Source organism: Rubrivivax sp. JA1026 (assembly GCF_011065555.1).
Lineage (GTDB): Bacteria > Pseudomonadota > Gammaproteobacteria > Burkholderiales > Burkholderiaceae_C > Rubrivivax > Rubrivivax benzoatilyticus.
In genome coordinates, this window is the sequence record NZ_JAALCQ010000006.1 from 70,622 (window position 1) to 93,175 (window position 22,554).

The window sequence follows — 22,554 nt, forward strand, 5'->3', positions numbered from 1 at the left end:
GTGCAGCGAATCCTCCAGCCGGGCGAGATCGAGGCCCTGGACGCCATCGACTTCCCCCGCATCCGCCTGCCCCGGCCGGCGGAGCTTTATGCCGAACGCGCCGCGCGCCTGCGCCAGCTCGCCGACGGCCACCCGATCGCCGACTACCTGCGTTTCGTCGCCCTGCTGGCCGACGGCCAGGCCGCCGCGGCGGCGACGGTGAAGACCACGCCGCCCGACGCCGCCGTGCTGCAGCGCGCGATCGAACACGGCATGCCGCCGCTGCCGACGCAGGACAAGCCCGACCCCGCCTGGCGCGAGGTGCTGGCGCAGATCGTCGAGCGCGCGCTGGCCGCCGGCGACACGCTGCCGGCACCGCTGCGCGAGCAGCTGCAGCGCCTGCGCACGATGGACGCCGCGGCGCTGGACGCGCTGGCCGTCGACCTGCTCGACGAAGACGTCGACGCCGACACCGCGGCGCTGCAGCCGGTCGTGATGGCCGCGCTGCAGCTCGTCTGGGCCGACCGCGCCAGCCGGCTCGACGCCGACGCGCTGGGCGTGCCGGCCCAGCCGACGACCTGCCCGGTCTGCGGCACGCCGCCGGTGGCCAGCGTGCTGCGCATCGGCGGCGCCGCGGGCGGCCACCGCTATCTGCACTGCGGGCTGTGCGCCACCGAATGGCACATGGTGCGCGTCAAGTGCAGCCACTGCGAGTCGACCGCCGGCGTGCGTTTCCTCGGTGTCGAGGACGGCGGCAAGACCGTGCTCGCCGAGACCTGCACGGCCTGCCACAGCTACCGCAAGCAGGTCGACCAGCACCAGGACCCGCTGGCCGAACCGCTGGCCGATGACCTGGCCAGCCTGCGCCTGGACCTGCTGATGGCCGAGACCGAGTTCGAGCGCGCCTCGGGCAACCCGCTGCTGGCGCTGCCCGAGCCCGCCGACGACGCATGACGGCGCCGACCGCCCGCCTGCCGGCCGTCGACCGCGTGCTCGGCTGCGCCGAACTGGCGCCTCTGCTGGCCGCGCACGGCGCGACACGCACGACGGCCGCGGTGCGTGCGCGGCTGCAGCGCCTGCGCGAGCGCCTGCTCGCCGGCGAACTGCCGGAGGCCGAACTGGCGCTGCCGGCCATCGCCGCCGCGGTGGCCGCCGCGCTGGCTGCCGAAGACCAGCCGCGGCTGCGCGCCGTCTTCAACTGCACCGGCACCGTGCTGCACACCAACCTCGGCCGCGCGCTGCTGCCCGACGCCGCGGTGCAGGCCGTCGTGCAGGCGCTGACGGCACCGGCCAACCTGGAATACGACCTGGCGACCGGCGGCCGTGGCGACCGCGACGACGTCGTCGACGAGCTGCTGCGCGAGCTGACCGGCGCCGAGGCGGCGACGGTGGTCAACAACAACGCCGCCGCGGTGCTGCTGATGCTGTCCTCGCTGGCGCCGCGCAAGGAGGTCATCGTCTCGCGCGGCGAGCTGGTCGAGATCGGCGGCGCGTTCCGCATCCCGGACATCATGGCGCGTGCCGGCGCCAGGCTGGTCGAGGTCGGCACGACGAACCGCACCCACGCCCGCGACTACGAAGGCGCGATCGGCGCCCGCACCGCGCTGCTGATGAAGGTGCACTGCAGCAACTACGCCGTCGAAGGTTTCACCGCCAGCGTGGCCGAGGCCGAGGTCGCGCGCATCGCCCACGCCCACGGGCTGCCGCTGGCCGTGGACCTGGGCAGCGGCACGCTGGCCGACCTGGCGGCACACGGCCTGCCGCGCGAGACCACGGTGCGCGAGACGGTCGCCGCCGGTGCCGACGTCGTCAGCTTCAGCGGCGACAAGCTGCTCGGCGGCCCGCAGGCCGGGCTGATCGTCGGCCGCCAGGACCTGATCGCCAAGATCAAGAAGAACCCGCTGAAGCGTGCGCTGCGCGTCGGCAAGCTGACGCTGGCGGCGCTGGAGCCGGTGCTGCGCCTGTACCGCGAGCCCGAGCACCTGGCGGCACGGCTGCCGACGCTACGCCTTTTCACACGCCCGCAGCCCGAGATCCGCGCCGCCGCCGAGCGCCTGCGCTCGCCGCTGCAGGCGGCGCTGGGCGAAGCCGCCACGGTCGAGGTCGTCGCGCTGAGCAGCCAGATCGGCAGCGGCGCGCTGCCGGTGGACACCCTGCCCAGCGCCGGCCTGGTGCTGCGTCCGGTCGGCAAACGCAGCGGGCGTGCCCTGGCGCGGCTGGAAGAAGCCTTGCGTGGCCTGCCGCGGCCGGTGATCGGCCGCATCGCCGACGGCGCGCTGTGGCTGGACCTGCGCTGCGTCGAAGCGGCGGACGAAGCCGCGTTCGTGGCCCAGTTCGAGGCGCTGGCCGAGGCCCTGGGGACGCCGCGATGATCGTCGGCACCGCCGGCCACATCGACCACGGCAAGACCGCGCTGGTGCGTGCGCTGACCGGCGTCGCCACCGACCGGCTGAAGGAAGAGCGCGAGCGCGGCATCTCGATCGAGCTCGGCTACGCCTACGCGCCGCTGGCCGACGGCACGGTGCTGGGCATCGTCGACGTGCCGGGCCACGAACGTTTCGTGCGCACGATGGTCGCCGGCGCCGTCGGCATCGACCATGCGCTGCTGGTCGTCGCCGCCGACGACGGCGTGATGCCGCAGACGCGCGAGCACCTGGCGATCCTCGACCTGCTGGGCGTGCACCACGGCTCGGTGGCGCTGAACAAGGCCGACCGCGTGCCGCCGGCACGCCGCGACGAGGTGCGCGCCGAGATCACCGCGCTGCTGGCCGGCACACCGCTGGCCGGCGCGCCGGTGTTCGAGACCGTCGCCACCGCCGACGCCGACCCGGGCGTCGCCGCGCTGCGTGCGCACCTGGAAGCCGTCGCGCACGAACGTTCGCAACGCGCCGCAGACGGCGCATTCCGCCTCGCCGTCGACCGCGTCTTCACGCTCGCCGGCCAGGGCACGGCGGTCACCGGCACCGTGTTCGCCGGCCGCGTGCAGGTCGGCGACACGCTGCAGCACTCGGCCAGCGGCCAGGCGGTGCGCGTGCGTTCGATCCACGCCCAGAACCGCGCCGCCGACGAAGGCCGCGCCGGCCAGCGCTGCGCGCTGGTGCTGGCCGGCATCGACCGCGACACGATCCAGCGCGGCGACTGGATCGCCGCGCCGGCCACGCTGCAGCGCTGCGAGCGCCTGGACGCCCGCATCCGCCTGCTGCCCGACGCGCCCGCGCTGGCGCACTGGGCGCCGGTGCACGTTCACGTCGGCACCGGCCACCACCTCGCCCATCTGGTGCCGCTGGACGCCCAGCCGCCGGCCGCCGGCGCCTCGGCGCGGGTGCAGCTCGTGTTCGAAACGCCGGTCTGGGCGCTGCCAGGCGACCGGCTGATCCTGCGCAACGCCCAGGCCAGCCGCACCATCGGCGGCGGCCGCGTCGTCGACCTCTGGGCGCCCGAACGCCGCCGCCGCAGCGCCGAACGCCTGGCTTGGCTGGATGCGCTGGAAGCGGCGCAGGCCGAGGCCACGCCCGAGGCCGCAGCCCGCCTGCTGGCACTGGCACCGGCCGGGCTGGCGCGCTCGCGGCTGGTGCTGCTGCTGGGCCACGACACGGCGCCGGCCGACGCCGTCGCCGTCGCGCTGCCCGGCGGCGATGCGCTGCTCGTCGCGCCGCCGGTCTGGCAACGCTGGCGCGAACGCATCACCACGGTGCTGGCCGACTTCCACCAGCGTTCACCCGACGACCCCGGCCTCAACGCCGCGCGCCTGCGGCGCATCGTCCAGCCGGGCGCGGCCGACGCCGGCACCGACGCGCTGTGGCCGGCGCTGCTGGACGCCATGCTGGCCGACGGCACGCTGGCGCGCCAGGGCTCGTGGCTGCACCTGCCCGGCCACGCGGTGAACCTCAGCGCCGCCGAGCAGATCCTGGCCGAACGCCTGCTGCCCCGCCTGGCCGACGGCGGCGCCGACCCGCCCTGGGTGCGCGACCTGGCGGCGTCGTGCGCCGCGCCGGAGGACCAGGTGCGCACGGTGCTGCGCAAGCTGGCGCGCCGCGGCGAGCTGCAGCAGGTCGTCAAGGACCTGTTCTATCCCGAAGCGACCGTCACGAAGCTGCTGGCGCTGCTGGACGAACTGAGCGCCGCCGCGCCGCGTGGCGAGGTCGGCGCGGCCGAGTTCCGCGACGCCTGTGGCCTGGGGCGCAAACGCGCGATCCAGGTGCTGGAGCACTTCGACCGCGTCGGCTACACGCGCCGCGTGCGCGACCGGCGGGTGCTGCGCGAACGCCCGGCTGGCCCTGCCCCGGCAAGCGGCGCGGGGCCCTGATACGATCCGCCGCCCCTCGCCAGGGGCGACATGGAAGGCAAACGCACCCGGTGGTGCGCCCGGGCTTCAAACCCGGTCGGGGGCGTCAGCCGCTCCCGGGTAGGTTCGACTCCTGCTGCCTTCCGCCACTCACGCGGCCAGGGCGCGCGCGTGGTGCTCCAGGTGATCGGCCACGAAGCTGGCGATGAAGTAGTAGCTGTGGTCGTAGCCCGCGTGGCGGCGCAGCGTCAGCGGGTGGCCGGCGGCGGCACAGGCTTCTTCCAGCCACTCGGGCTTCAGCTGCCCGGCCAGGAACTCGTCGGCCTCGCCCTGGTCGACGAGCAGCGGCAGGCGCTCGGCGGCACCGGCGATCAGCGCCGTCGCGTCGTGCGCCGCCCAGTTGCTTTCGTCCTCGCCCAGGTAGGCGGCGAAGGCCTTGCGGCCCCAGGGCACACGCGCCGGCGCGACGATCGGCGAGAAGGCCGAGACACTCGCGTAGCGCCCCGGATGGCGCAGCGCCAGCGTCAGCGCGCCGTGGCCGCCCATCGAGTGGCCGAAGATGCCGCGCCGGCCGCTCGTCGCGACATGGTTCTCCACCAGCGCCGGCAGCTCGTGCACGACGTAGCTCTCCATGCGGTAGTGGCGCGCCCAGGGCTCTTGCGTCGCGTCGAGGTAGAAGCCGGCGCCCTGGCCCAGGTCGTAGGCCGGGTCGTCTGCCACGCCCAGCGTGCCGCCGGGATCGCGCGGGCTGGTGTCGGGCGCGACGAGGATCAGCCCCAGCCGCGCCGCGTGCGCCTGCGCACCGGCCTTGGTGATGAAGTTCTGCTCGCTGCAGGTCAGCCCCGACAGCCAGTAGACGGCCGGGCAGGCTTCGCCGGCCAGCGCCTGCGGCGGCAGGTACAGGCCGAAGCGCATCTCGCAGCCCAGCGTGACCGAGTCGTGGCGCCAGACCTCCTGGCGGCCGCCGAAGCTGGCGTGGTGTTCGACGCGTTGCATCGCCGCGGCCTCAGTAGTGCACGACGCTGCGGATCGACTCGCCGCGGTGCATCAGCTCGAAGGCCTCGTTGATCTCCGGCAGCGGCATCGTGTGCGTGACGAAGGGCTCCAGGCGGATGCGCCCGGCCATCGCGTCTTCCACCATGCCCGGCAGCTCGCTGCGGCCCTTGACGCCGCCGAAGGCCGTGCCCAGCCAGCGCCGGCCGGTGACGAGCTGGAACGGCCGCGTCGAGATCTCCTGCCCCGCGCCGGCGACGCCGATGACGACCGACTGGCCCCAGCCGCGGTGCGCGCACTCCAGCGCCGCGCGCATCACGTGCACGTTGCCGATGCACTCGAACGAATGGTCGACGCCCCAGCCCGTCATCTCGACGATGACCTGCTGGATCGGCTTGTCGTGGTCCTTCGGGTTGACGCAATCGGTGGCGCCGAAGGTGCGTGCAAGGTCGAACTTCGACGGGTTGGTGTCGATGGCGATGATGCGGCCGGCGCCGGCGAGCTGGGCGCCGTGCACCACCGCCAGGCCGATGCCGCCGAGGCCGAAGACCGCCACCGTGTCGCCCGGCTGCACCTTGGCGGTGTTCTTCACCGCGCCCAGGCCGGTCGTCACGCCGCAGCCCAGCAGGCAGACCTGCTCGGGGTTGGCTTCGGGGTTCACCTTGGCCAGCGAGACCTCGGCAACGACGGTGTACTCGCTGAAGGTCGAGCAGCCCATGTAGTGGTAGATCGGCTGGCCGTTGTAGGAGAAGCGCGTCGTGCCGTCGGGCATCAGGCCCTTGCCCTGCGTGGCGCGCACCGCGACGCAGAGGTTGGTCTTGCCGGACTTGCAGAACAGGCATTCGCCGCACTCGGCGGTGTACAGAGGGATCACGTGGTCGCCCGGCTTGACACTGGTGACGCCTTCGCCGACCTCGACGACGATGCCGGCGCCCTCGTGGCCCAGCACCGCGGGGAACACGCCTTCGGGATCGTTGCCGCTCAGCGTGAAGGCGTCGGTGTGGCAGACGCCGGTGTGGGTGATCTTGACCAGCACCTCGCCCTTCTTCGGCGGGGCGACGTCGATCTCGACGATCTGCAGCGGCTGGCCGGCGGCGAAGGCGACGGCGGCACGGGACTTGATCATGGGTGTCTCCTGGTGGGGCGGTTCAGCGTGTGAAGGAGCGCACGAGCCGCACGAGGCGGTCGACCTCGGCCTGCGGCTCGGCCGTCGGCAGCGCACGTTCGGCGCTGGCACCGAAGGTCTCGCGCAGATGGCCTTCGAGCACCTCGGCCATCAGCCCGTGCGCGGCACCGCGCAGCGCCGCCAGCTGCTGCAGAAGCTCGCCGCAGTCGGTGCCGGCTTCGACGGCACGCTCCAGCGCCTCGGCCTGGCCCTTGATGCGGCGCAGCCGGGTGACGACACGTTTGCGTTCGGCCGGCGAGTGCGGCATCGGCGGGCTCCTTTGTACTGGGGGGGAGTATAAGCAGCCGCGCGGGGAACGCCAGCGCCCTGCTCGCGGCAGGGTCGCGCCAGGGACAGCGCGGGAACTCAGCCGGCCTTGGCCAGCACCCGCGTGATCGCCTGGCGCAGCAGGTCCAGCCCGAGGTCGATCTCGGTGTCGCTGACGGTCAAGGGCGGCGCGATGCGGAACACGCCGCCCATGCCGGGCAGCTGCACGATGTTCATGCTCAGGCCCAGCGTCATGCATTCGCGCGTGATCGCGGCGCCGAGCTCGGGCGCGGCTTCGCGCGTGGCGCGGTCCTTGACGAGTTCCAGCCCGAGCAGCAGGCCGCGGCCGCGCACGTCGCCGATGCACTCGAAGTCGCGCTGCAGCGCCTGCAGGCCGGCCTGCAGGCGCGCGCCGGCGGTGCTGGCGCGCTCGACGAGATGGTCGCGCGCGACGATGTCCAGCACCTTGGCGCCGACGGCCGCCGGCAGCGGGTCGGAGACGTGCGTCGTGTAGAAGAGGAAACCGCGCTCGTGGCAGGTCTGCTCGATCTCGGCCGTCGTCAGCACCGCGGCCAGCGGCAGGCCGGCGCCCAGCGTCTTGGACAGCGTCATGATGTCCGGCGTCACGCCGTCGCGCTGGCAGGCGAACATCAGCCCGGTGCGGCCGACGCCGGTCTGGGCCTCGTCGAGGATCAGCAGCATGCCGCGCTCGACACACTTGGCCTTCAGCGCCGCCAGATAGCCCGGCGGCAGCTCGAGGATGCCGCCCGAGCTGAGGATGGGCTCGGCGATGAAGGCCGCCAGGCTGCCGCAGGACTGGCGGTCGACGAGGTCGAAGGCGTAATCGAGTTCGGCCTGCCAGTCGTAGACGCCGCCGCGCTCGAAACGCGGGCGGTACGGGTACGGCGCCGGGATCGCGAACGAACCCACCGCCGCCGGGCCGTAACCCCGGCGTCCGGCGCTGTAGGTGGCCGACGCGGCGCCGCCCGTCATGCCGTGCCAGGACTGGGCGAAACCGACGACCTCGTGGCGGCCGGTGTAGAGCTTGGCCAGGCGCAGCGCGGCTTCGTTCGATTCGGCGCCGGTGGTCAGCAGCAGCGCACGTTCCAGCCCGGCCGGCGCGACGCCGGCGAGCTTGGTCGCCAGCTCGACGACCGGGCGGCTCAGCATGCCGCTGAACAGGTGGTCCAGGCGCTGCGCGTGCTCGGCGACGACCTCGGCGATCTCCGGGTGGCCGTGGCCGAGCAGTGCGCTCATCTGGCCCGAGGTGAAGTCCAGGATCGCGCGGCCGTCGGCGTCGTAGACGAAGCTGCCGTGGGCACGTTCGATGATCATCGGCTCGAAGCGGCCGCCGTAGCGCACGAGGTGGCGGCGGGCGTTCTGCCAGAACAGCGGGTCGTCGTTGCGGGACATGGGGCGGGCTCCAGGAAGGTCGGACTGCCCGCAGCCTAAGCAAGCCCCAGCATCAAGAAAAGCTAATCTTTCTGACGGCAGCCATCAGCCATACTGATGGCTTGAGCCGAGACCTGGACCCCGACCTGCTGCGCTGCTTCGTCGCCGTCGCCGAGACGCGCACGCTGGGCCGCGCCGCCGCGCGCATCGGCCGGACCCAGGCCGCGGCGAGCATGCAGGTCAAGAAGCTGGAGACGCTGATCGGCCAGCCGCTGCTGCACCGCGGGGCACGCGGCGTGACGCTGACACACCACGGCGAGCGCCTGCTGGGCCATGCACGCACGCTGCTGCAGCAGCACGACGCCGCGCTGGCCGAGCTGACCGGCGCCGGCCTCACCGGCACGCTGCGTTTCGGCTGCCCCGACGACTACGCCGCCGCCTTCCTGCCGCGCATCCTGCGCGGCTTCGCCGGCCGCCATCCGCAAGCCGTCGTCGACGTCGTCTGCGCGCCCAGCCCGCGGCTGGAGGAACGCCTGCGCCGGCACGAGCTGGACCTCGCGCTCGTCTCCACCGCCGACGGCGCCGAGCCGGTGCTGCGTCGCGAGCCGCTGGTCTGGGTCGGCCTGCGCGACGACGACGGCGCGGCGCGCGAGCCGCTGCGTCTGGCGCTGTCCGACCCGGACACGCTGGACCACCGCGCCGCCTGCGAACGCCTGGACGCCGCCGGCGTCGCCTACCGCGTGGCCTACGCCAGCGCCGGCATGGCCGGGCTGCTGGCCGTCGTGCGCTCGGGTCAGGCGATCGCGGTGCTGACGCAGTCGGCGGTGCCGGCCGACCTGCGCGTGCTCGCGCCCGACACGCGGCTGCCGGCGCTGCCGGCGGTCGGCGTGCTCGTCAGGACGGCGCTGCCGCGCCCGGCGGCGCTGGTCGCCGAGTTCGTGCGCCACCTGCACGAGGTCGTCTCCAGCGCATGAACGGCATCGCGGCACGGGCGATGCTTGCCCGCTTTCCATCGAACACAGGCGGCCGCAGCCGCCACGACAGGACATCGAGATGAAGGTTTCCGTGATCGGAATGGGTGCCGTCGGCACCGAGATCGTCGGTCTGCTGGTGCACATGAGCGAGGTGACCGAGATCGTCGCCGTCGACAAGCTGCGTGAACGTGCCGAGGCCGAGATCTGGGACTTCTCCCACACGACGCCGTTCACCTACGCGAAGAACCCGCGGCTGGTCGTCGGCGAGTATCCGGAGACGGCCGGCAGCGACATCGTCGTCATCACCGCCGGCGCGCAGTTGCAGAAGGGCCAGACGCGCGACGACCTGGTGCGTGTCAACAGCCAGATCCTGCAGGACATCATCGGCCGCGTGGAGCGCCACTCGCCGGGCGCCGTCGTCATCAACGTGACCAACCCGGTCGACGTGATGACTCAGGTGATGCTGCGCGCGTCGGGCTACCCGCGCGAGCGCCTGTTGTCGGCCGGCACGCTGATCGACACCGCGCGTTTCCTGCGCATCCTGGCCGAGCACGTCAAGATCGACCCGAAGAACCTCTACGGCTACATGCTGGGCGACCACGGCGCCACCGGCTTCATCCCGTGGAGCCTGTGCCGCGTCTGCGGCGCCGAGGTCGACACCTTCTGCCGCTCGAACGGCCTGCCGCCGGTGGACCGCGAGGACATCCGCCGGCGCACGCTGGAAGCGGGTTTCCGCATCTTCGAGCGCAAGGGCAACACCAACCACGGCATCGCCGCCAGCGTGTTCCGCATCATCCGCGCGATCGAGTGCAACGAGCAGTCCATCCTGCCGCTGGGCGTGCTGCTGAAGGGCGAGTACGGCGTCGACGACCTGGTGATGAGCGTGCCCTGCGTCGTCGGCCGCGGCGGCGTGCAGCGCATCCTGGCGCACGAGTTCACGGCCGAGGAGGAGGCGCAGTTCCGCGCGTCGGAGCGGCATCTGCGCAGCCTGCTGGCGCTGGCCTAGGGTCTTCGCGCTCGGTGAACGCAGGCGCGGGCACGCCTGCCTGCACCCGTTCTCACCTGGAGTGCGCCCAATTACCGAAACATCAAAACCTCCGGTGGGAATACCCCCCTGAGACGGCCGATCTGTAAAGAATGGTGAGCCCGGGCGGTTCCGCGAGTGCTTCGCCGCCCGTTCACCCGATGCCGTTTCGACTCCGCGATCTGCGCCTGAGCATCGCCACCTGGATGGTGGTGGTCATGTTGCTGGCCTGGCTGCCGCTGCTGGGCTTTGCCGGCGCTGCCACCTGGCGCCTGATCGAATGGCGTGAAGGCGATGCGTTCTCCGCGCTGGAGCGGCGGGCTTCCGTGACGGCCAGCGCCGTGGCACGGGAGCTGGCGAGCATCCGGTCGGCCGCCAAGGCGGTCGTGCTCAGCCAGGCGGCACTGTCCGGCGACCTCGCGCAGCTGCACGCGCACTGTGCGCGCCTCGTGCAACAGGACACGCGCCTGCTGTCGATCAGCGTGCACAACCTCGCGGGTGAGCAGCTGCTGAACACGCGGGCGGCGTTCGGCACCCCGGCAGCCGATGTCGCGGAGGTCAAGACACTGCACGCGTCGCTCGACGGGAGCGTCGACGGGGCTTCGGCGCTGACCATCGAGCCGGGCTCCGGACGGCTGGCGCTCGTGCTCGAGGTGCCGTTCTCCACGTCAAACGGGCAGCCGCTGTTCCTGCACGTCGTCGTCACCCCGCAACTGCTCAACACGGTGCTTGCCGAGCAGCGCTGGCCGGCCTCGTGGCTGGGCTCCGTCGTCGATCAGCGTGGAACGATCATCGCGCGCTCCCGCGACGCCGAGCGCTACGTCGGCCAGATGGCCAGCGCGACGCTGCGGGAGCGGCTTCGCGGCCAGCCGACAGGCGTCTACGAATCCGTGACGAACGACCAGATCCCGGTCTACACGGCCTCGCACGAGGTACCGGGCACACGGTGGTGGGTCAACGTCGGGCAACCCATCGGCACCCTGAAGTCCGAAGCCCGCGACGCCCTGGTCGGCCTGGCCGTGGTCGGAGCCCTGTGCCTGGGCGGAGGCTTGATCGGAGCACTTTGGCTCGCGCGGGCAGTCGCCGAGGCCTCGCGCCGCGGCGATCCCAGCCGAAACGTCGTGCGCGAGATCGGCCACCTCCAGGCACAGCTGCATGGCGCCCAGCTCGACCCCCTGACGGGCCTGGCCGGTCGTCGGGCCTTTCTCGAGATGGGCCACCAGTTCCTGACCGCGGCCGCGCACGCCCCCGGCAGAGGCCTTGCCCTGCTCTTCCTCGACCTCGACGGTTTCAAGGGCCTGAACGACCGGCTCGGACACGCCGCCGGCGACCGGGCGCTCCAGGATGTCGCCAAGGTGCTGCGCGAACATGCGCGCAGCGACGACCTGACCGCACGACTGGGCGGTGACGAGTTCGTGCTGGCGTTGCAGGCGCCGCGGGACACGCTGGACAAGGTCAGCCACGAGGTCGGCACGCGCCTCATCCAGGCGGTCAGCGAGCTTCCTCACGAACTGGGATGCAGCATCGGGCTGGCCATCGCACGCGACGGGGAGGCGCTGGACGCCCTGCTGGAGCGCGCCGATCGTGCGATGTACGAAGCCAAGCGCGCGGGCCGCGGGCGGGTCATCACAGCCACCTGAGCCGGGCGCTGTCGCGCCGCAGACCCCGTCTTGCACGCGGCCTTGCGCGCGGGGAGGACACCCGGGCGGCCCCACCGAACCCGGCCCGCCGGGAACTGCCGCGGATGCCCGCCGCGACGGGCCGAGAACATCCGGCGCAAAAACGAAAAAGGACTTGGCGTCTCCGCTAAGTCCTTGTCGCTCAACGCTTTGGGCGTCGAAAATGTTGGTGGGCCCTGTAGGATTCGAACCTACGACCAACGGATTAAGAGTCCGCTGCTCTACCAACTGAGCTAAGAGCCCTGATTCGGTATCCGCTGTTCGCTTGGTGGGTCGTGCGTGACTCGAACACGCGACCAACGGATTAAAAGTCCGCTGCTCTACCGACTGAGCTAACGACCCCGTCGTCTGCGGAGCCTCGCATTATAGGCAGTGTTCAGCGGGCTGTGCAAGAACTTTTTGCGCGCACGATGCGATCAACCGCTTGCGCCGCCGCGACGAGGCCGAAGGTGGCCGTCACCGTGACCGCCGAGCCGTAGCCGGCACAGTTCAGGCTGCCGTCGGTCGCGCAGGCGCCGGCCTGCGGCGGGGCCACCGGCTCGCGCGAGAAGACGCAGGTCAGGCGCGCCGCACCCTGCCGCGGCACGACACCATCGCGGCGCAGGCGCTGGCGCAGCCCGGCGAGCAGCGGGTCGTGCGTGGTCTCGGACAGATCGGCCACCTCGACCCGCTGCGGCTCGCGTTTGCCGCCGGCGGCGCCGACGCAGATCACCGGCACGCCGGCGGCGATGCCCCAGGCCGCCAGCGCGGCCTTGGCGCGCGCCTGGTCGCAGGCGTCGATCAGCACGTCGACCGGGCACGGCAGCAGCGCCGGCCAGTGGTCGGGTTCGACGAACTCCTCGACGCGCACGACCTCGCAGCCGGGGTGGATGTCGGCGATGCGCGCCGCCAGCGCGTCGACCTTGGCCATGCCGAGCGTCGCGCCCAGCGCCTGGATCTGGCGGTTGACGTTGGATTCGGCGACCTGGTCCAGGTCAATCAGCACCAGCCGGGCGACGCCGCTGCGCGCCAGGGCCTCGACGGCCCAGGAGCCGACGCCGCCGACGCCGACGACGGCCACACGCGCCGCACGCAGCCGCTCGTAGCCGGCATCGCCGTACAGGCGCCGCAGCCCGCCGAAACGCCGCTCCAGGTCGGCGGCGGCATCGTCGAGCACGGCGCTCACTTCAGCGACGCCAGGCGCTCCTTGCCGGCCACGGCCGCCTCGGACTTCGGATAGGTCTTCAGCAGCTCGTCGATCGTGCGGCGGGCGGCGCGTGTGTCCTTGGCCTCGGCCTGGCTGTTGGCCAGCGCCAGCAGCGCTTCGGGTGCACGCGGATGCTGCGGCGCGGCGGCGACGAAGGCGCGGAAGCTGGCGATCGCGCCCTTGTAGTCGCGGCGGCCGTACTGGGCGTTGCCGAGCCAGAAACGCGCCGAGTCGACATAACCGCTGGACGGGTAGCGCGTCAGGAAGCCCGACAGCGCCGTCGAGGCCTTGTCGAAGTCGCCGGTGCGCAGCACGCCCATCGCGTCTTCGTAGGCCGCCCGCTCGTCGGCGGTGACCTCGAACTCCTTGCCGTCGATGCTGACCTTGGTCGGCTCGAGCTTGCGCAGCCGGTCGTCGAGCACCTGGCTGGCGTCCTTCTGGCGGCGCTGCAGTTCGGAGACGTCGCGCACGAGCTGCTCGTCGCTGCCGCGCAGCCGCGCGACCTCGGCACGCATCGCCTCCAGGTCGTTGTTCAGGGTCAGGATGGTGCGGCGCAGCGAATCGATGGTCTCGTTCTGCTGCGCCGCGGTCGCGGCCGTCTGGTCCTCCACCGCGCGCAGGCGCTGGCGGAGGTCCAGGATGGCCTTGCGCGCCTCGTCGTCCTCGAACAGGCCGGCCTGCGCCGGCATGCTGACGACGACCAACGCGGCCAGGGCCACCGCAGCGGCCCCGGGCAGGCGACGAATCGTTCCCCGCAGGCCCGGCAGACGGCCCGACGGAGCACTGCGGCCCATCAAGCTGCCGCCATGCACCGGCTTCGCCGGGGCATCGGCGGCGCCACCTTGTGGGGCCGAGCCGGGACGTAGAGCGTCCAGTGGACGCTCTGCGCCAAGCGAGGGGCCGGGCGCATAGCCCGGCGCGGCCTGCAAGGCAGCGCCGAAGGCGCTACGGGGGTGGTTCATCACTTGTCCTTCAGCTCGACGCGACGGTTCTTGGACCAGGCGGCTTCGTCATGGCCCGGATCGGCCGGACGCTCCTTGCCGAAGCTGACCGGCTCGACCTGGCCGGCGGCCGCGCCCATCACCTGCAGCGCCTTGACGACGGCTTCGGCACGCTTCTGGCCCAGGGCCAGGTTGTACTCGCGGCCGCCGCGCTCGTCGGTGTGGCCTTCGGCGGTCAGGCGCACGGTCTTGTCCAGCGTCAGGAACTTGGCGTTGGCGTCGATGACGGGCTTGTACTCGTCCTTGACGACGTAGCTGTCGAAGTCGAAGTAGACGGTGCGCGCCTTGGCGGCAGCCGCGGCAGCGGCGTCACGGGCCGACAGTTCGACGGTGGCCACCTTGGACTGCGGCGTCGCGTTCGCGTTGGCGTTCGCGTCGGCGGTGGGACGCGTCTCGACCGGGGCCTTGTTCTCGGACAGGTCGGTCGTCGTGCCGCAGGCAGCCAGCAGCACGGCCGCGGCAGACAGCGCGGAGACGAGCGGCAGGCGGTGGAATCGGGTCATGGGAATACTCCTCTTGGGGGAAAAAACGGAAACAGGAAGAACAACGTCGGCGGGGCGCAACCGGCCGACACGGTCAGCGTTCGAACGGCCCCCAGGCAGGTTCGCGCATGTCGGCGCCGCTGCTCACCAGCCGCGTCTTGAACGAACCGTCGAGCGTGGTCGTCATCAGCACGTCGCGGCCTTGCTGACGCGTCGCGTAGACGATCAGCTTGCCGTTGGGCGCGAAACTCGGGCTCTCGTCGTCGCGCGTGTCGGTGAGCGTGCGCACACCGCCGGCGGCGAGGTCGAGCGTCATCAGCTTGAAGGCGTCGCCCTGGCGCGAGATGTAGGCCAGCAGCTTGCCGTCGGGGCTCACCGCCGGGCTGATGTTGTAGCCGCCGGTGAAGGTGACGCGCTGCGGGCCGCCGCCGTCCAGCGGCAGGCGGTAGACCTGCGGGCCGCCGCCGCGGTCGCTGACGAAGAAGATCGAGCGGCCGTCGGGCGCGTACACCGGCTCGGTGTCGATCGCCGAGCTGCTCGTCAGCCGCCGCGGCGTGCCGCCGGCACGCGGCATCGCGTAGAGCTGCGAGATGCCGTCACGGGTCAGCGTCATCGCCAGCTCGCGGCCGTCGGGCGACCAGGCCGGGGCGCTGTTCGAGCCGCGGAAGTCGGCCAGCTTGCGCCGGCTGCCGGTGATCAGGTCCTGCACCCAGACCACCGCCTTCTGCGTCTCGAACGAGACGTAGGCCAGCTCGCGGCCGTCGGGCGACCAGGCCGGCGAGATGATCGGCTCGGGGCTGGCCAGCGCGATCTGCCCGCCTTCGCCGTCGGCGTCGGTGACGTTCAGCGTGTAGCGCTTGCCGGCCTTGACGACGTAGACGATGCGCGTCGCGTTGACGCCGCGCTCGCCGGTCAGGGCCTCGTGGATGGCGTCGGCGATGCGGTGCGCGGTCAGGCGCAGGTCGGCGGCCAGCACCAGCTTGCTCTGCGCCACCAGCTGCTCGCCCTTGACGATGTCCCAGAGCGTGAAGCGGATGTCCAGGCGGCCGTCGGCCATGCGTGTCACCGAGCCGGCGACCACGGCATCGACACCGCGCGCGCGCCAGTCGGCGGCGGCGACGACGCTGCGCTCGTCCAGCGCCACCGGCGAGCCGGCGACGCGGAACATGCCGCTGCGCGCGAGGTCGGCGCCGACGATGCCCGAGACGGGCGTCGGCAGCGCGCCTTCGTCACGGAAGGGGGCGATCGCGATCGGGATCTGGCGCGCGCCGACGCCGGAGACGTCGACGCGGAACTGCGCGGCCGCCGGGAAGGCGGTGCCGGCGGCGGCCAGGGCGGTGAGGAAACGACGGCGCGGCCAGGCAGGGCTGCTGGACCGGTCTTCGAGGACTGTGTTCAAAGCGGGTAACGGCTTCGCGTCGGCAACCGGAAACGCGCCATTGTAGGCAGCCATCGCAGTGGCCCCTGTGAGCGGCGGTACAAGCCGCGGGTCGCCCCGGGTGGCGGCACGCCGCGCCGGCCGCGAGACTGCGGCGTCGCCACCTAAGCCGATGCCGCCGATGAGCCCCGTGTCCCGCTACCCCGTGCCCGAACTGAAGGACCTTCCCGAGGACCTGCGCGCCCGCATCCTCGAGGTGCAGGAGAAGGCCGGTTTCGTGCCCAACGTCTTCCTCGCGCTGGCCCACCGGCCGGCCGAGTGGCGCGCCTTCTTCGCCTATCACGACGCGCTGATGGCCAAGGAGACCGGCAGCCTGACCAAGGGCGAGCGCGAGATGATCGTCGTCGCCACCTCGGCGCGGAACCAGTGCCTGTACTGCGTCGTCGCGCACGGCGCGATCCTGCGCATCTACGAGAAGAAGCCGCTCGTCGCCGACCAGGTGGCGGTCAACCCCCTGAAGGCCGACATCAGCCCGCGTCAGCGCGCGATGCTGGACTTCGCGCTCAAGGTCTGCAGCGCCTCGCACGAGGTCGGAGAGGCCGACTTCGAGGCCCTGGCGGCACACGGCTTCGATGCCGAGGACGCCTGGGACATCGCCGCGATCACCGCCTTCTTCGGCCTGTCCAACCGCATCGCCAACGTCATCGGCATGCGGCCCAACGACGAGTTCTTCTTGATGGGCCGCATCCCCCGCAGCAAGAGCTGATCAGCGCGCCGGCGGCAGCAGCGCACGCAGCGTGGCCAGCGTGTCGGCCTCGTGCAGCGGCTTGTCGGGGCGCAGCCGCAGCATGCGCGGGAAACGCACCGCGATACCGCTCTTGTGCCGGCCGCTCTCGGCCAGGCCTTCGAAGCCGAGCTCGAAGACCAGCGTCGGCCGCACGCTGCGCACCGGGCCGAACTTCTCCAGCGTGGTCTGCCGGATCACGCGGTCGACGGCGGCGAACTCGGCGTCGCTGAGGCCCGAGTAGGCCTTGGCGAAGGACACCAGGCGCAGCGGCGGCTCGCCGGCATCGACCTCGACCTCGGCGTCGGGCTCGGCGGCGCTGCGGCGCCCGGCCGCGGCGACCAGCGCCTCGACGGCGGCCTCGGCTTCGGCGGCGTCGCGCGGCGCGCGGTTCCAGACCGCGAAGCTGTAGTCGGTGTAGACGCTCGCGCGCCGGCCATGCCCGGCCTGGGCGTAGACCAGCACGCAGTCGACCGCGTAAGGCTCGATCTTCCACTTCCACCAGACACCGTCGGCCTTGGTGCGGCCGACGCCGTAGGCGGCACCGCGCTGCTTGAGCATCAGCCCTTCGACGCCGCGCTCACGCGCCTGCGCGCGCCACGCGGCCAGGCCCGCCCAGTCGGGCGCCGTCACCTCGGGCGAGACACGCAGCGGCGTCGGCGCCAGCAGCGCCTCCAGGCGCGCGCGGCGCTCGTGCTGCGGCACGGCGCGCAGGTCCCGGCCGCCGGCTTCGAGCAGGTCGTAGGCGACGAAGGCCACCGGCGCGTCGGCCAGCACCTTCCTCGTCAGCGTCTTGCGGCCGATGCGCTGCTGCAGCAGCGCGAACGGCGCCGGGCGCTCGTCGCCGGGGTGCCAGGCGAGGATCTCGCCGTCGAGCACCGTGCCGTCGGGCAAGCCGGTCGCGGCCGCGACGACCTCCGGGAAACGCTCTGTGACCAGTTCCTCGCCACGCGACCAGATCCAGCAGCCGCCGGCGCGGCACACCAGCTGGGCGCGGATGCCGTCGTACTTCCATTCGGCCAGCCAGTCGGCGACCGGCCCCAGCATCGGCGGCTCGGCCTGCAGCGGGTGGGCGAGGAAAAACGGATACGGGCGGCCGGCGTCGGTGGCGGCGTCTTCACCCGGGGCGACCAGCGCCCGGTAGCGCTCGGCGCTGGGCGTCGCGCGTGCGTCGGTGTAGCCCATCATGCGCTGGGCGATGCGCTGGGCGTCCAGGCCCGAGGCCTGGGCCAGCGCACGCTGCACCAGCAGCCGGCTGACGCCGACGCGGAAGCCGCCGCCGATCAGCTTGACGTGCAGGAAGCGGCCGGTGGCGTCCAGCGCCGCCCATTGTTCGGCCAGGCGCGCGGCCTGCTCGGCGGGCGCCAGCCCGCGCAGCGGCAGCAGGCGCTGCTCCACCCATTCGGCCAGGCCGCCGTCGGACGCGCGCTCGGGCGCCGGCAGCACGTGGGCGATGGTCTCGGCGAGGTCGCCGACAGCCTGGTAGCAGGCCTCGAACAGCCAGTCGTCGAGGCCGGCGAGCTGCTGCGCGGTGGCGCGCAGCACCGCCGCCGGCACGAGCTGGCGCGGGCGGCCGCCGGCCAGGAAGTAGACCGCCCAGGCGGCATCCTCGGCCGGCGCCTCGACGAAGTAACGCGCCAGCGCCGCCACCTTGTCGCCGGTGGCGGTGCTGGCGTCGAGCTGCAGGTACAGCGCGGCGAACTGGCGCATCGTGCGGCCGGCGCCGCCCGGCTTACGGCTCCAGGTCCGCCTGGGGCTCGACCGGCACCGGCGGACGCACGACGGTCACCGGCACCGGGCAGCGCTCGAGCAGGGCCATCGCGACCGGGCCGACGCCCTCGCCTTCTTCCTGCGCGCCCATGATCACGGCGTCGCAGCCGTAGGTCTCGACCAGGTCGACGAGCACGTGGCCCGGCTCGCCACCGGCCACCTCGCTCTCCCAGGAGGCGCCGGCAGCCTCGAGCAGCGCCTCGGCCGGCGCCAGCAGGTCGGCACCGGCGGCGCGGCGCACGTCGTCCAGCACCACCGGGTCGTGGGCGGTCATCACCTCGTACAGCGACGGCGGGGTCTGCACGTTGGCGAGCACGTAGCTCGCGTCCAGGCCCTCCTGGCGCAGGCGCAGCGCGTGCTGCACGGCGAACAGGGCGGACGGGGTGCCATCGACGGGCAACAGGATCTTCATCACCGGGACTTTCGGGTTTCGAGTCAACTCTCGCGCTTAGGTTAACCCTAGACTGGGCCCATGAGCACCCGCCATCTGGATTCGTTGTTCGAACCCCGCTCGGTGGCGGTGTTCGGCGCTTCCGATCGCCCTGCCAGCCTCGGGGCCACCGTCTGGGCCAACGCCGCCGGCAGCGGCTTCGAGGGCCCGGTCTGGGCCGTCAACCCGCGCCGGCCGGTGCTGGGCGGCCAGCGCGCCTACGCCCGCGCCGCCGACCTGCCCGAGGCGCCCGAGCTCGCCGTGCTGTGCACGCCGCCGGACACCGTCGCCAAGCTGGTGGCCGAACTCGGCAAACGCGGCACCCGCGCGGCGATCGTGATGACCGCCGGGCTGTCGCCCGGGCAGCGCCGGGCCGTGCAGGACGCCGCCCGCCCGCACCTGCTGCGGGTGCTGGGCCCGGACTGTCTGGGGCTGTTGAACCCGCGGCTCAAGCTCAACGCCAGCTTCGCCCACGTCACCGCGGCACCGGGCACGCTGGCCTTCGTCTCGCAGTCGGGCGCGCTGGTCACGGCGCTGCTGGACTGGGCGGCGGCGCGCGGCGTCGGCTTCTCGCTGTTCGCGTCACTGGGCGAACAGCTCGACGTCGACTTCGGCGACCTGATCGACCACCTCGCCAGCGACGCCCACACACGCGCCATCCTGCTCTACGTCGAGACGGTGACCGACGCGCGCAAGTTCATGTCGGCCGCACGCGCGGCGGCGCGCAACAAGCCGGTGCTGATCGTCAAGGCCGGCCGCACCCAGGCAGGCCAGCGTGCCGCGGCCTCGCACACCGGCGTTCTGGCGACCTCCGACCTGGTCTTCGACGCCGCGATCCGCCGCGCCGGCATGCTGCGTGTGCAGACGCTGCAGGAACTCTTCGCCGCCGCCGAGACGCTGTCGCACCCGCGGCTGTCGCTGCGCGGCCCGGCCGCCGCCGAGCGCGAGCGCCTGACGGTGCTGACCAACGGCGGTGGCGCCGGCGTGCTGGCTGCCGACGCGGCGCAGGCCGCCGAGGTGCCGCTGGCCGAACCCAGCGCCGCGGTCTATGCCGCGCTGGACCGCGTGCTGCCGCCGCGCTGGTCGCGAGCCAATCCGGTGGACATCGTCGGCGACGCGCCGGTGCAGCGTTATGTCGACGCCATCGCCGCGCTGCACACCGACACCTCGCCGGGCACGCTGCTGTTCGTGCACGCGCCGACGGCCATCGTGCCGGCGGTCGAGGTCGCACGCGCGGTGATCCCGGCGCTGCAGCGTTCGCCGCTGCAGCCGATGACCTGCTGGCTCGGCGGCGACGCGGTGCGCGAGGCGCGTGCGCTGTGCCACGCCGCCGGGCTGCCGACCTACGACACGCCCGAGGACGCGGTGCGGGCGCTGGGCATGCTGCAGACCTACCGCCGCAACCAGGAGCTGCTGATCCAGACGCCGCCGGCCGCCCCGCCCGAGCCGCTGTGGCATGCCGCCCAGGTGCACGCGCCGATCGACGCCGCGCTCGCCGAAGGCCGCGAGTGGCTGACCGAGCCCGAGGCCAAGGCGGTGCTGGCCGCCGTCGGCGTGCCGGTCGTCGCGACGCACTCGGTCGCGCCCGACCCCGAGGCCGCGGTCGCCGCAGCGCAGGCGCTGGGCTTCCCGGTGGCGCTGAAGATCGTCGCGCCGGAGCTCGGCCACAAGAGCGACATCGGCGGCGTCGCGCTCGACCTCGACGACGCCGCCTCGGTGCGCGACGCCGCCACGGCGATGCTGCGCCGCGTGCGCGAGCGCCAGCCGGGCGCGGCGATCACCGGTTTCTCGGTGCAGACCATGGTGCGCCGCGCCAGCGGGCTGGAGCTGATCGTCGGCGCAACGCTGGACCCGCTGTTCGGCCCGGTGATCCTGTTCGGCGCCGGCGGCACCGCGGTCGAGGTCGTCGCCGACCGCGCCGTCGCGCTGCCGCCGCTGAACCGGCCGCTGGCGCGCGCGCTGGTCGAACGCACGCGTGTCGCCCGGCTGCTGGCCGGCTGGCGCGACGTGCCGGCAGCCGACGTCGACGCCGTCTGCGACGTGCTGGTGCGCGTCTCGCAGCTGCTGGCCGACGAGCCGCGCATCGCCGAACTCGACCTCAACCCGCTGGTCGCCGACGCCCACGGCGTGCTGGCACTCGACGCCCGCATCCGCGTCGACGCGCGTGGCCCCGGCGGCAGCCGGCGCTTCGCGATCCGGCCCTACCCGGCCGACCTCAGCGAAACCGTCGCCTGGCAGGACCGCCAGCTGACGCTGCGCCCGATCCGCCCCGAAGACGAGGAGCAGCATCTCGAGTTCCTGGCCAAGCTGGACCCGAACGACATCCGCATGCGGGTCTTCTACAGCCGGCGCAGCATCGAGCACAGCGAGCTCGCGCGGCTGACGCAGATCGACTACGAGCGCGAGATGGCCTTCCTCGCCACCGCGCCCAAGACCGACGGCCCCGGCGAGGAGACGCTGGGCGTGGTGCGCGCGCTCTGCGACCCGGACAACGTCGAGGCCGAGTTCGGCATCGTCGTGCGGTCGGACATCAAGGGCGGGCGCCTGGGCGAGCGCCTGATGCGCAAGCTGATCGCCTACCTGAAGGCGCGTGGCACGCAGCGCCTGGTGGCCACCGTGCTCAGCGAGAACCGCCGCATGCTGGACCTGGCCGGCCGCCTGGGCTTCGACTACGACGTCGAGCAGCCCGAGCCGGGCACCCGCCGCATCGTGCTGACGCTCTAGGCCGGCTCGTCGTCGCCGGCGCCGTATTCGGTGCGGAAGCTCCCGGCGTCCAGCCCCTGCTCGCAAAGCCAGCGCACCATCACCGCCTCGTCGCCGTGCGTGACGATGATGCGTTCGGCGCCGGTGGCGACGATGGCGCGCTGCAGCCCCGGCCAGTCGGCATGGTCGCTGAGCACGAAACCGCGGTCCACGCCCTGGCGCCGGCGTGCGCCGCGCAGCTGCATCCAGCCGCTGGCGAAAGCGTCGGAGCAGTCGCCCAGCCGGCGCGCCCAGGCGCTTCCGCGCACCGCCGGCGGCGCGACGACCAGCGCCCGCGACAGCGCCGCCTTGTCGAGCGCGTCGATCGGCTGCGTGGCCGGCAGCGCGACACCGGCGGCGCGGTAGGCCTCGTTGACCGACTCGACCGCGCCGTGGGCGACGATGGGCCCGATCGACGCGTCGACGCCGGCCAGCAGGCGCTGCGCCTTGCCGAAGCTGTAGCCCAGCAGCAGGCTGGCGCGCCCGGCCTCGGCGTTGGCGCGCCACCAGGCGTCGATCTCGGCGAAGACCTCGGCCTGGCGCCGCCAGCGGTAGATCGGCAGGCCGAAGGTGCTCTCGGTGATGAAGCAGTGGCAGCGCTGCGGCTCGAACGGCGGGCAGGTCGGGTTGCGCTCGTCGGCGTGGGCGCTGGCGTAGTAGTCGCCCGAGGCCACCCAGACCTGGCCGCGGTGCTCCAGCCGCACCTGGGCCGAGCCGAGCACGTGGCCGGCCGGGTGCAGGCTGACACGCACGCCGCCGACGTGGACGGCTTCGCCCCAGGCCAGCGTCTGCAGGTTGATGTCGCCCAGGCGCGCGCGCAGCACGCCGGCGCCGTCGGCCTGCGCCAGGTAGGCGCCGTGGCCGCGGCGCGCGTGGTCGGCATGGGCGTGGGTGATGACGGCGCGCGCCACCGGCCGCCAGGGGTCGACGTGGAAGTCTCCGGCCGGGCAGTACAGGCCTTCGGGGCGCTGGACGAGCAGGTCCTCGTTCATCGGCACAGCGCCGCGGCCGGCGTGGTGTCGT

General features: G+C 72.9%; 19 protein-coding genes and 3 tRNA genes. 9 read left to right on the forward strand and 13 right to left on the reverse strand.

Annotation, left to right across the window (positions count from 1 at the left end; genetic code table 11):
- The 4 genes from fdhE (at position 1) to G5B56_RS11655 (ending at position 4,413) form a co-directional block, all read left to right on the forward strand.
- Positions 1–933 (forward strand): formate dehydrogenase accessory protein FdhE, encoded by a 933-nt coding sequence (fdhE, locus tag G5B56_RS11640; RefSeq protein WP_164963309.1) that lies wholly within the window; start codon positions 1–3, stop codon positions 931–933.
- Complete coding sequence (gene selA / locus G5B56_RS11645; RefSeq protein WP_164963310.1) at positions 930–2,351, forward strand: L-seryl-tRNA(Sec) selenium transferase; 1,422 nt, start codon at positions 930–932, stop codon at positions 2,349–2,351. Before fdhE ends, selA begins: the two co-directional genes overlap by 4 nt.
- Positions 2,348–4,285 carry a selenocysteine-specific translation elongation factor gene (selB, locus tag G5B56_RS11650; protein ID WP_164963311.1) on the forward strand — a complete coding sequence of 646 codons (1,938 nt, stop codon included), beginning with the start codon at positions 2,348–2,350 and terminating at the stop codon, positions 4,283–4,285. The genes selA and selB overlap by 4 nt, the downstream gene beginning before the upstream one ends.
- A 32-nt stretch (positions 4,286–4,317) precedes the next feature.
- Positions 4,318–4,413: transfer RNA gene (locus G5B56_RS11655), tRNA-Sec, on the forward strand.
- A gap of 1 nt (position 4,414) precedes the next feature.
- Here G5B56_RS11655 and fghA read toward each other — a convergent pair.
- From fghA to G5B56_RS11675, 4 genes are all read right to left on the reverse strand, one after another.
- Positions 4,415–5,260: an S-formylglutathione hydrolase gene (fghA, locus tag G5B56_RS11660; RefSeq protein WP_164963312.1), complete on the reverse strand. Its 846-nt coding sequence runs from the start codon at positions 5,258–5,260 to the stop codon at positions 4,415–4,417.
- A 10-nt stretch (positions 5,261–5,270) separates the two neighbouring features.
- Positions 5,271–6,380, reverse strand: coding sequence for an S-(hydroxymethyl)glutathione dehydrogenase/class III alcohol dehydrogenase (locus tag G5B56_RS11665; RefSeq protein ID WP_164963411.1), 1,110 nt, complete (start codon positions 6,378–6,380; stop codon positions 5,271–5,273).
- Positions 6,381–6,405: 25 nt separating this feature from the next.
- Positions 6,406–6,690: a metal/formaldehyde-sensitive transcriptional repressor gene (locus G5B56_RS11670; protein ID WP_164963313.1), complete on the reverse strand. Its 285-nt coding sequence runs from the start codon at positions 6,688–6,690 to the stop codon at positions 6,406–6,408.
- 98 nt (positions 6,691–6,788) lie between these two features.
- Positions 6,789–8,102, reverse strand: a complete 1,314-nt coding sequence (locus G5B56_RS11675) for an aspartate aminotransferase family protein (protein ID WP_164963314.1) — start codon at positions 8,100–8,102, stop codon at positions 6,789–6,791.
- Positions 8,103–8,203: 101 nt separating this feature from the next.
- Here G5B56_RS11675 and G5B56_RS11680 point away from each other — a divergent pair, with 101 nt between their 5' ends.
- From G5B56_RS11680 to G5B56_RS11690, 3 genes are all read left to right on the forward strand, one after another.
- Positions 8,204–9,055 carry a LysR substrate-binding domain-containing protein gene (locus tag G5B56_RS11680; RefSeq protein ID WP_164963315.1) on the forward strand — a complete coding sequence of 284 codons (852 nt, stop codon included), beginning with the start codon at positions 8,204–8,206 and terminating at the stop codon, positions 9,053–9,055.
- Between the two features lie 79 nt (positions 9,056–9,134).
- Positions 9,135–10,061 (forward strand): malate dehydrogenase, encoded by a 927-nt coding sequence (locus G5B56_RS11685; protein ID WP_164963316.1) that lies wholly within the window; start codon positions 9,135–9,137, stop codon positions 10,059–10,061.
- Between the two features lie 179 nt (positions 10,062–10,240).
- On the forward strand, positions 10,241–11,719 hold the full coding sequence (locus tag G5B56_RS11690; RefSeq protein ID WP_164963317.1) for a diguanylate cyclase: 1,479 nt from the start codon (positions 10,241–10,243) through the stop codon (positions 11,717–11,719).
- A 206-nt stretch (positions 11,720–11,925) separates the two neighbouring features.
- Here the strand turns inward: G5B56_RS11690 and G5B56_RS11695 are convergent.
- The 6 genes from G5B56_RS11695 to tolB form a co-directional block, all read right to left on the reverse strand.
- Positions 11,926–12,001 (reverse strand) — tRNA-Lys (locus G5B56_RS11695).
- 23 nt (positions 12,002–12,024) lie between these two features.
- Positions 12,025–12,100, reverse strand: a tRNA-Lys gene (locus G5B56_RS11700).
- A gap of 34 nt (positions 12,101–12,134) precedes the next feature.
- Entirely contained in the window at positions 12,135–12,923 is a 789-nt protein-coding gene (locus G5B56_RS11705; RefSeq protein ID WP_164963318.1) for a ThiF family adenylyltransferase, read from the reverse strand.
- Positions 12,920–13,663: a tol-pal system protein YbgF gene (ybgF, locus tag G5B56_RS11710; RefSeq protein WP_009856660.1), complete on the reverse strand. Its 744-nt coding sequence runs from the start codon at positions 13,661–13,663 to the stop codon at positions 12,920–12,922. Before ybgF ends, G5B56_RS11705 begins: the two co-directional genes overlap by 4 nt.
- 242 nt (positions 13,664–13,905) lie before the next feature.
- A complete protein-coding gene (gene pal, locus G5B56_RS11715) occupies positions 13,906–14,448 on the reverse strand; it encodes a peptidoglycan-associated lipoprotein Pal (RefSeq protein ID WP_009856659.1) in 543 nt (180 codons plus the stop codon).
- 73 nt (positions 14,449–14,521) lie between these two features.
- Positions 14,522–15,826, reverse strand: coding sequence for a Tol-Pal system beta propeller repeat protein TolB (gene tolB, locus G5B56_RS11720; protein WP_164963319.1), 1,305 nt, complete (start codon positions 15,824–15,826; stop codon positions 14,522–14,524).
- A 160-nt stretch (positions 15,827–15,986) separates the two neighbouring features.
- On the opposite strand from tolB, the gene G5B56_RS11725 reads away from it, so the two are divergent.
- The gene (locus G5B56_RS11725; protein WP_009856657.1) at positions 15,987–16,571 is read left to right on the forward strand and encodes a peroxidase-related enzyme; all 585 of its coding nucleotides are present in this window, start codon (positions 15,987–15,989) and stop codon (positions 16,569–16,571) included.
- Here the strand turns inward: G5B56_RS11725 and G5B56_RS11730 are convergent, their stop codons facing one another.
- Together G5B56_RS11730 and G5B56_RS11735 are read right to left on the reverse strand one after the other, a co-directional pair.
- The gene (locus G5B56_RS11730) at positions 16,572–18,299 is read right to left on the reverse strand and encodes an ATP-dependent DNA ligase (RefSeq protein ID WP_164963320.1); all 1,728 of its coding nucleotides are present in this window, start codon (positions 18,297–18,299) and stop codon (positions 16,572–16,574) included. It lies immediately after the preceding gene.
- Between the two features lie 22 nt (positions 18,300–18,321).
- Complete coding sequence (locus G5B56_RS11735) at positions 18,322–18,771, reverse strand: universal stress protein (RefSeq protein WP_009856655.1); 450 nt, start codon at positions 18,769–18,771, stop codon at positions 18,322–18,324.
- A gap of 60 nt (positions 18,772–18,831) precedes the next feature.
- Between G5B56_RS11735 and G5B56_RS11740 the strand changes: the two genes are divergently transcribed.
- A complete protein-coding gene (locus G5B56_RS11740) occupies positions 18,832–21,513 on the forward strand; it encodes a bifunctional acetate--CoA ligase family protein/GNAT family N-acetyltransferase (RefSeq protein ID WP_164963321.1) in 2,682 nt (893 codons plus the stop codon).
- Here the strand turns inward: G5B56_RS11740 and G5B56_RS11745 are convergent.
- The gene (locus G5B56_RS11745) at positions 21,510–22,523 is read right to left on the reverse strand and encodes a ligase-associated DNA damage response exonuclease (RefSeq protein ID WP_164963322.1); all 1,014 of its coding nucleotides are present in this window, start codon (positions 22,521–22,523) and stop codon (positions 21,510–21,512) included. The two genes, G5B56_RS11740 and G5B56_RS11745, sit on opposite strands and share 4 nt — an antisense overlap.
- Positions 22,524–22,554 lie beyond the last annotated feature (31 nt).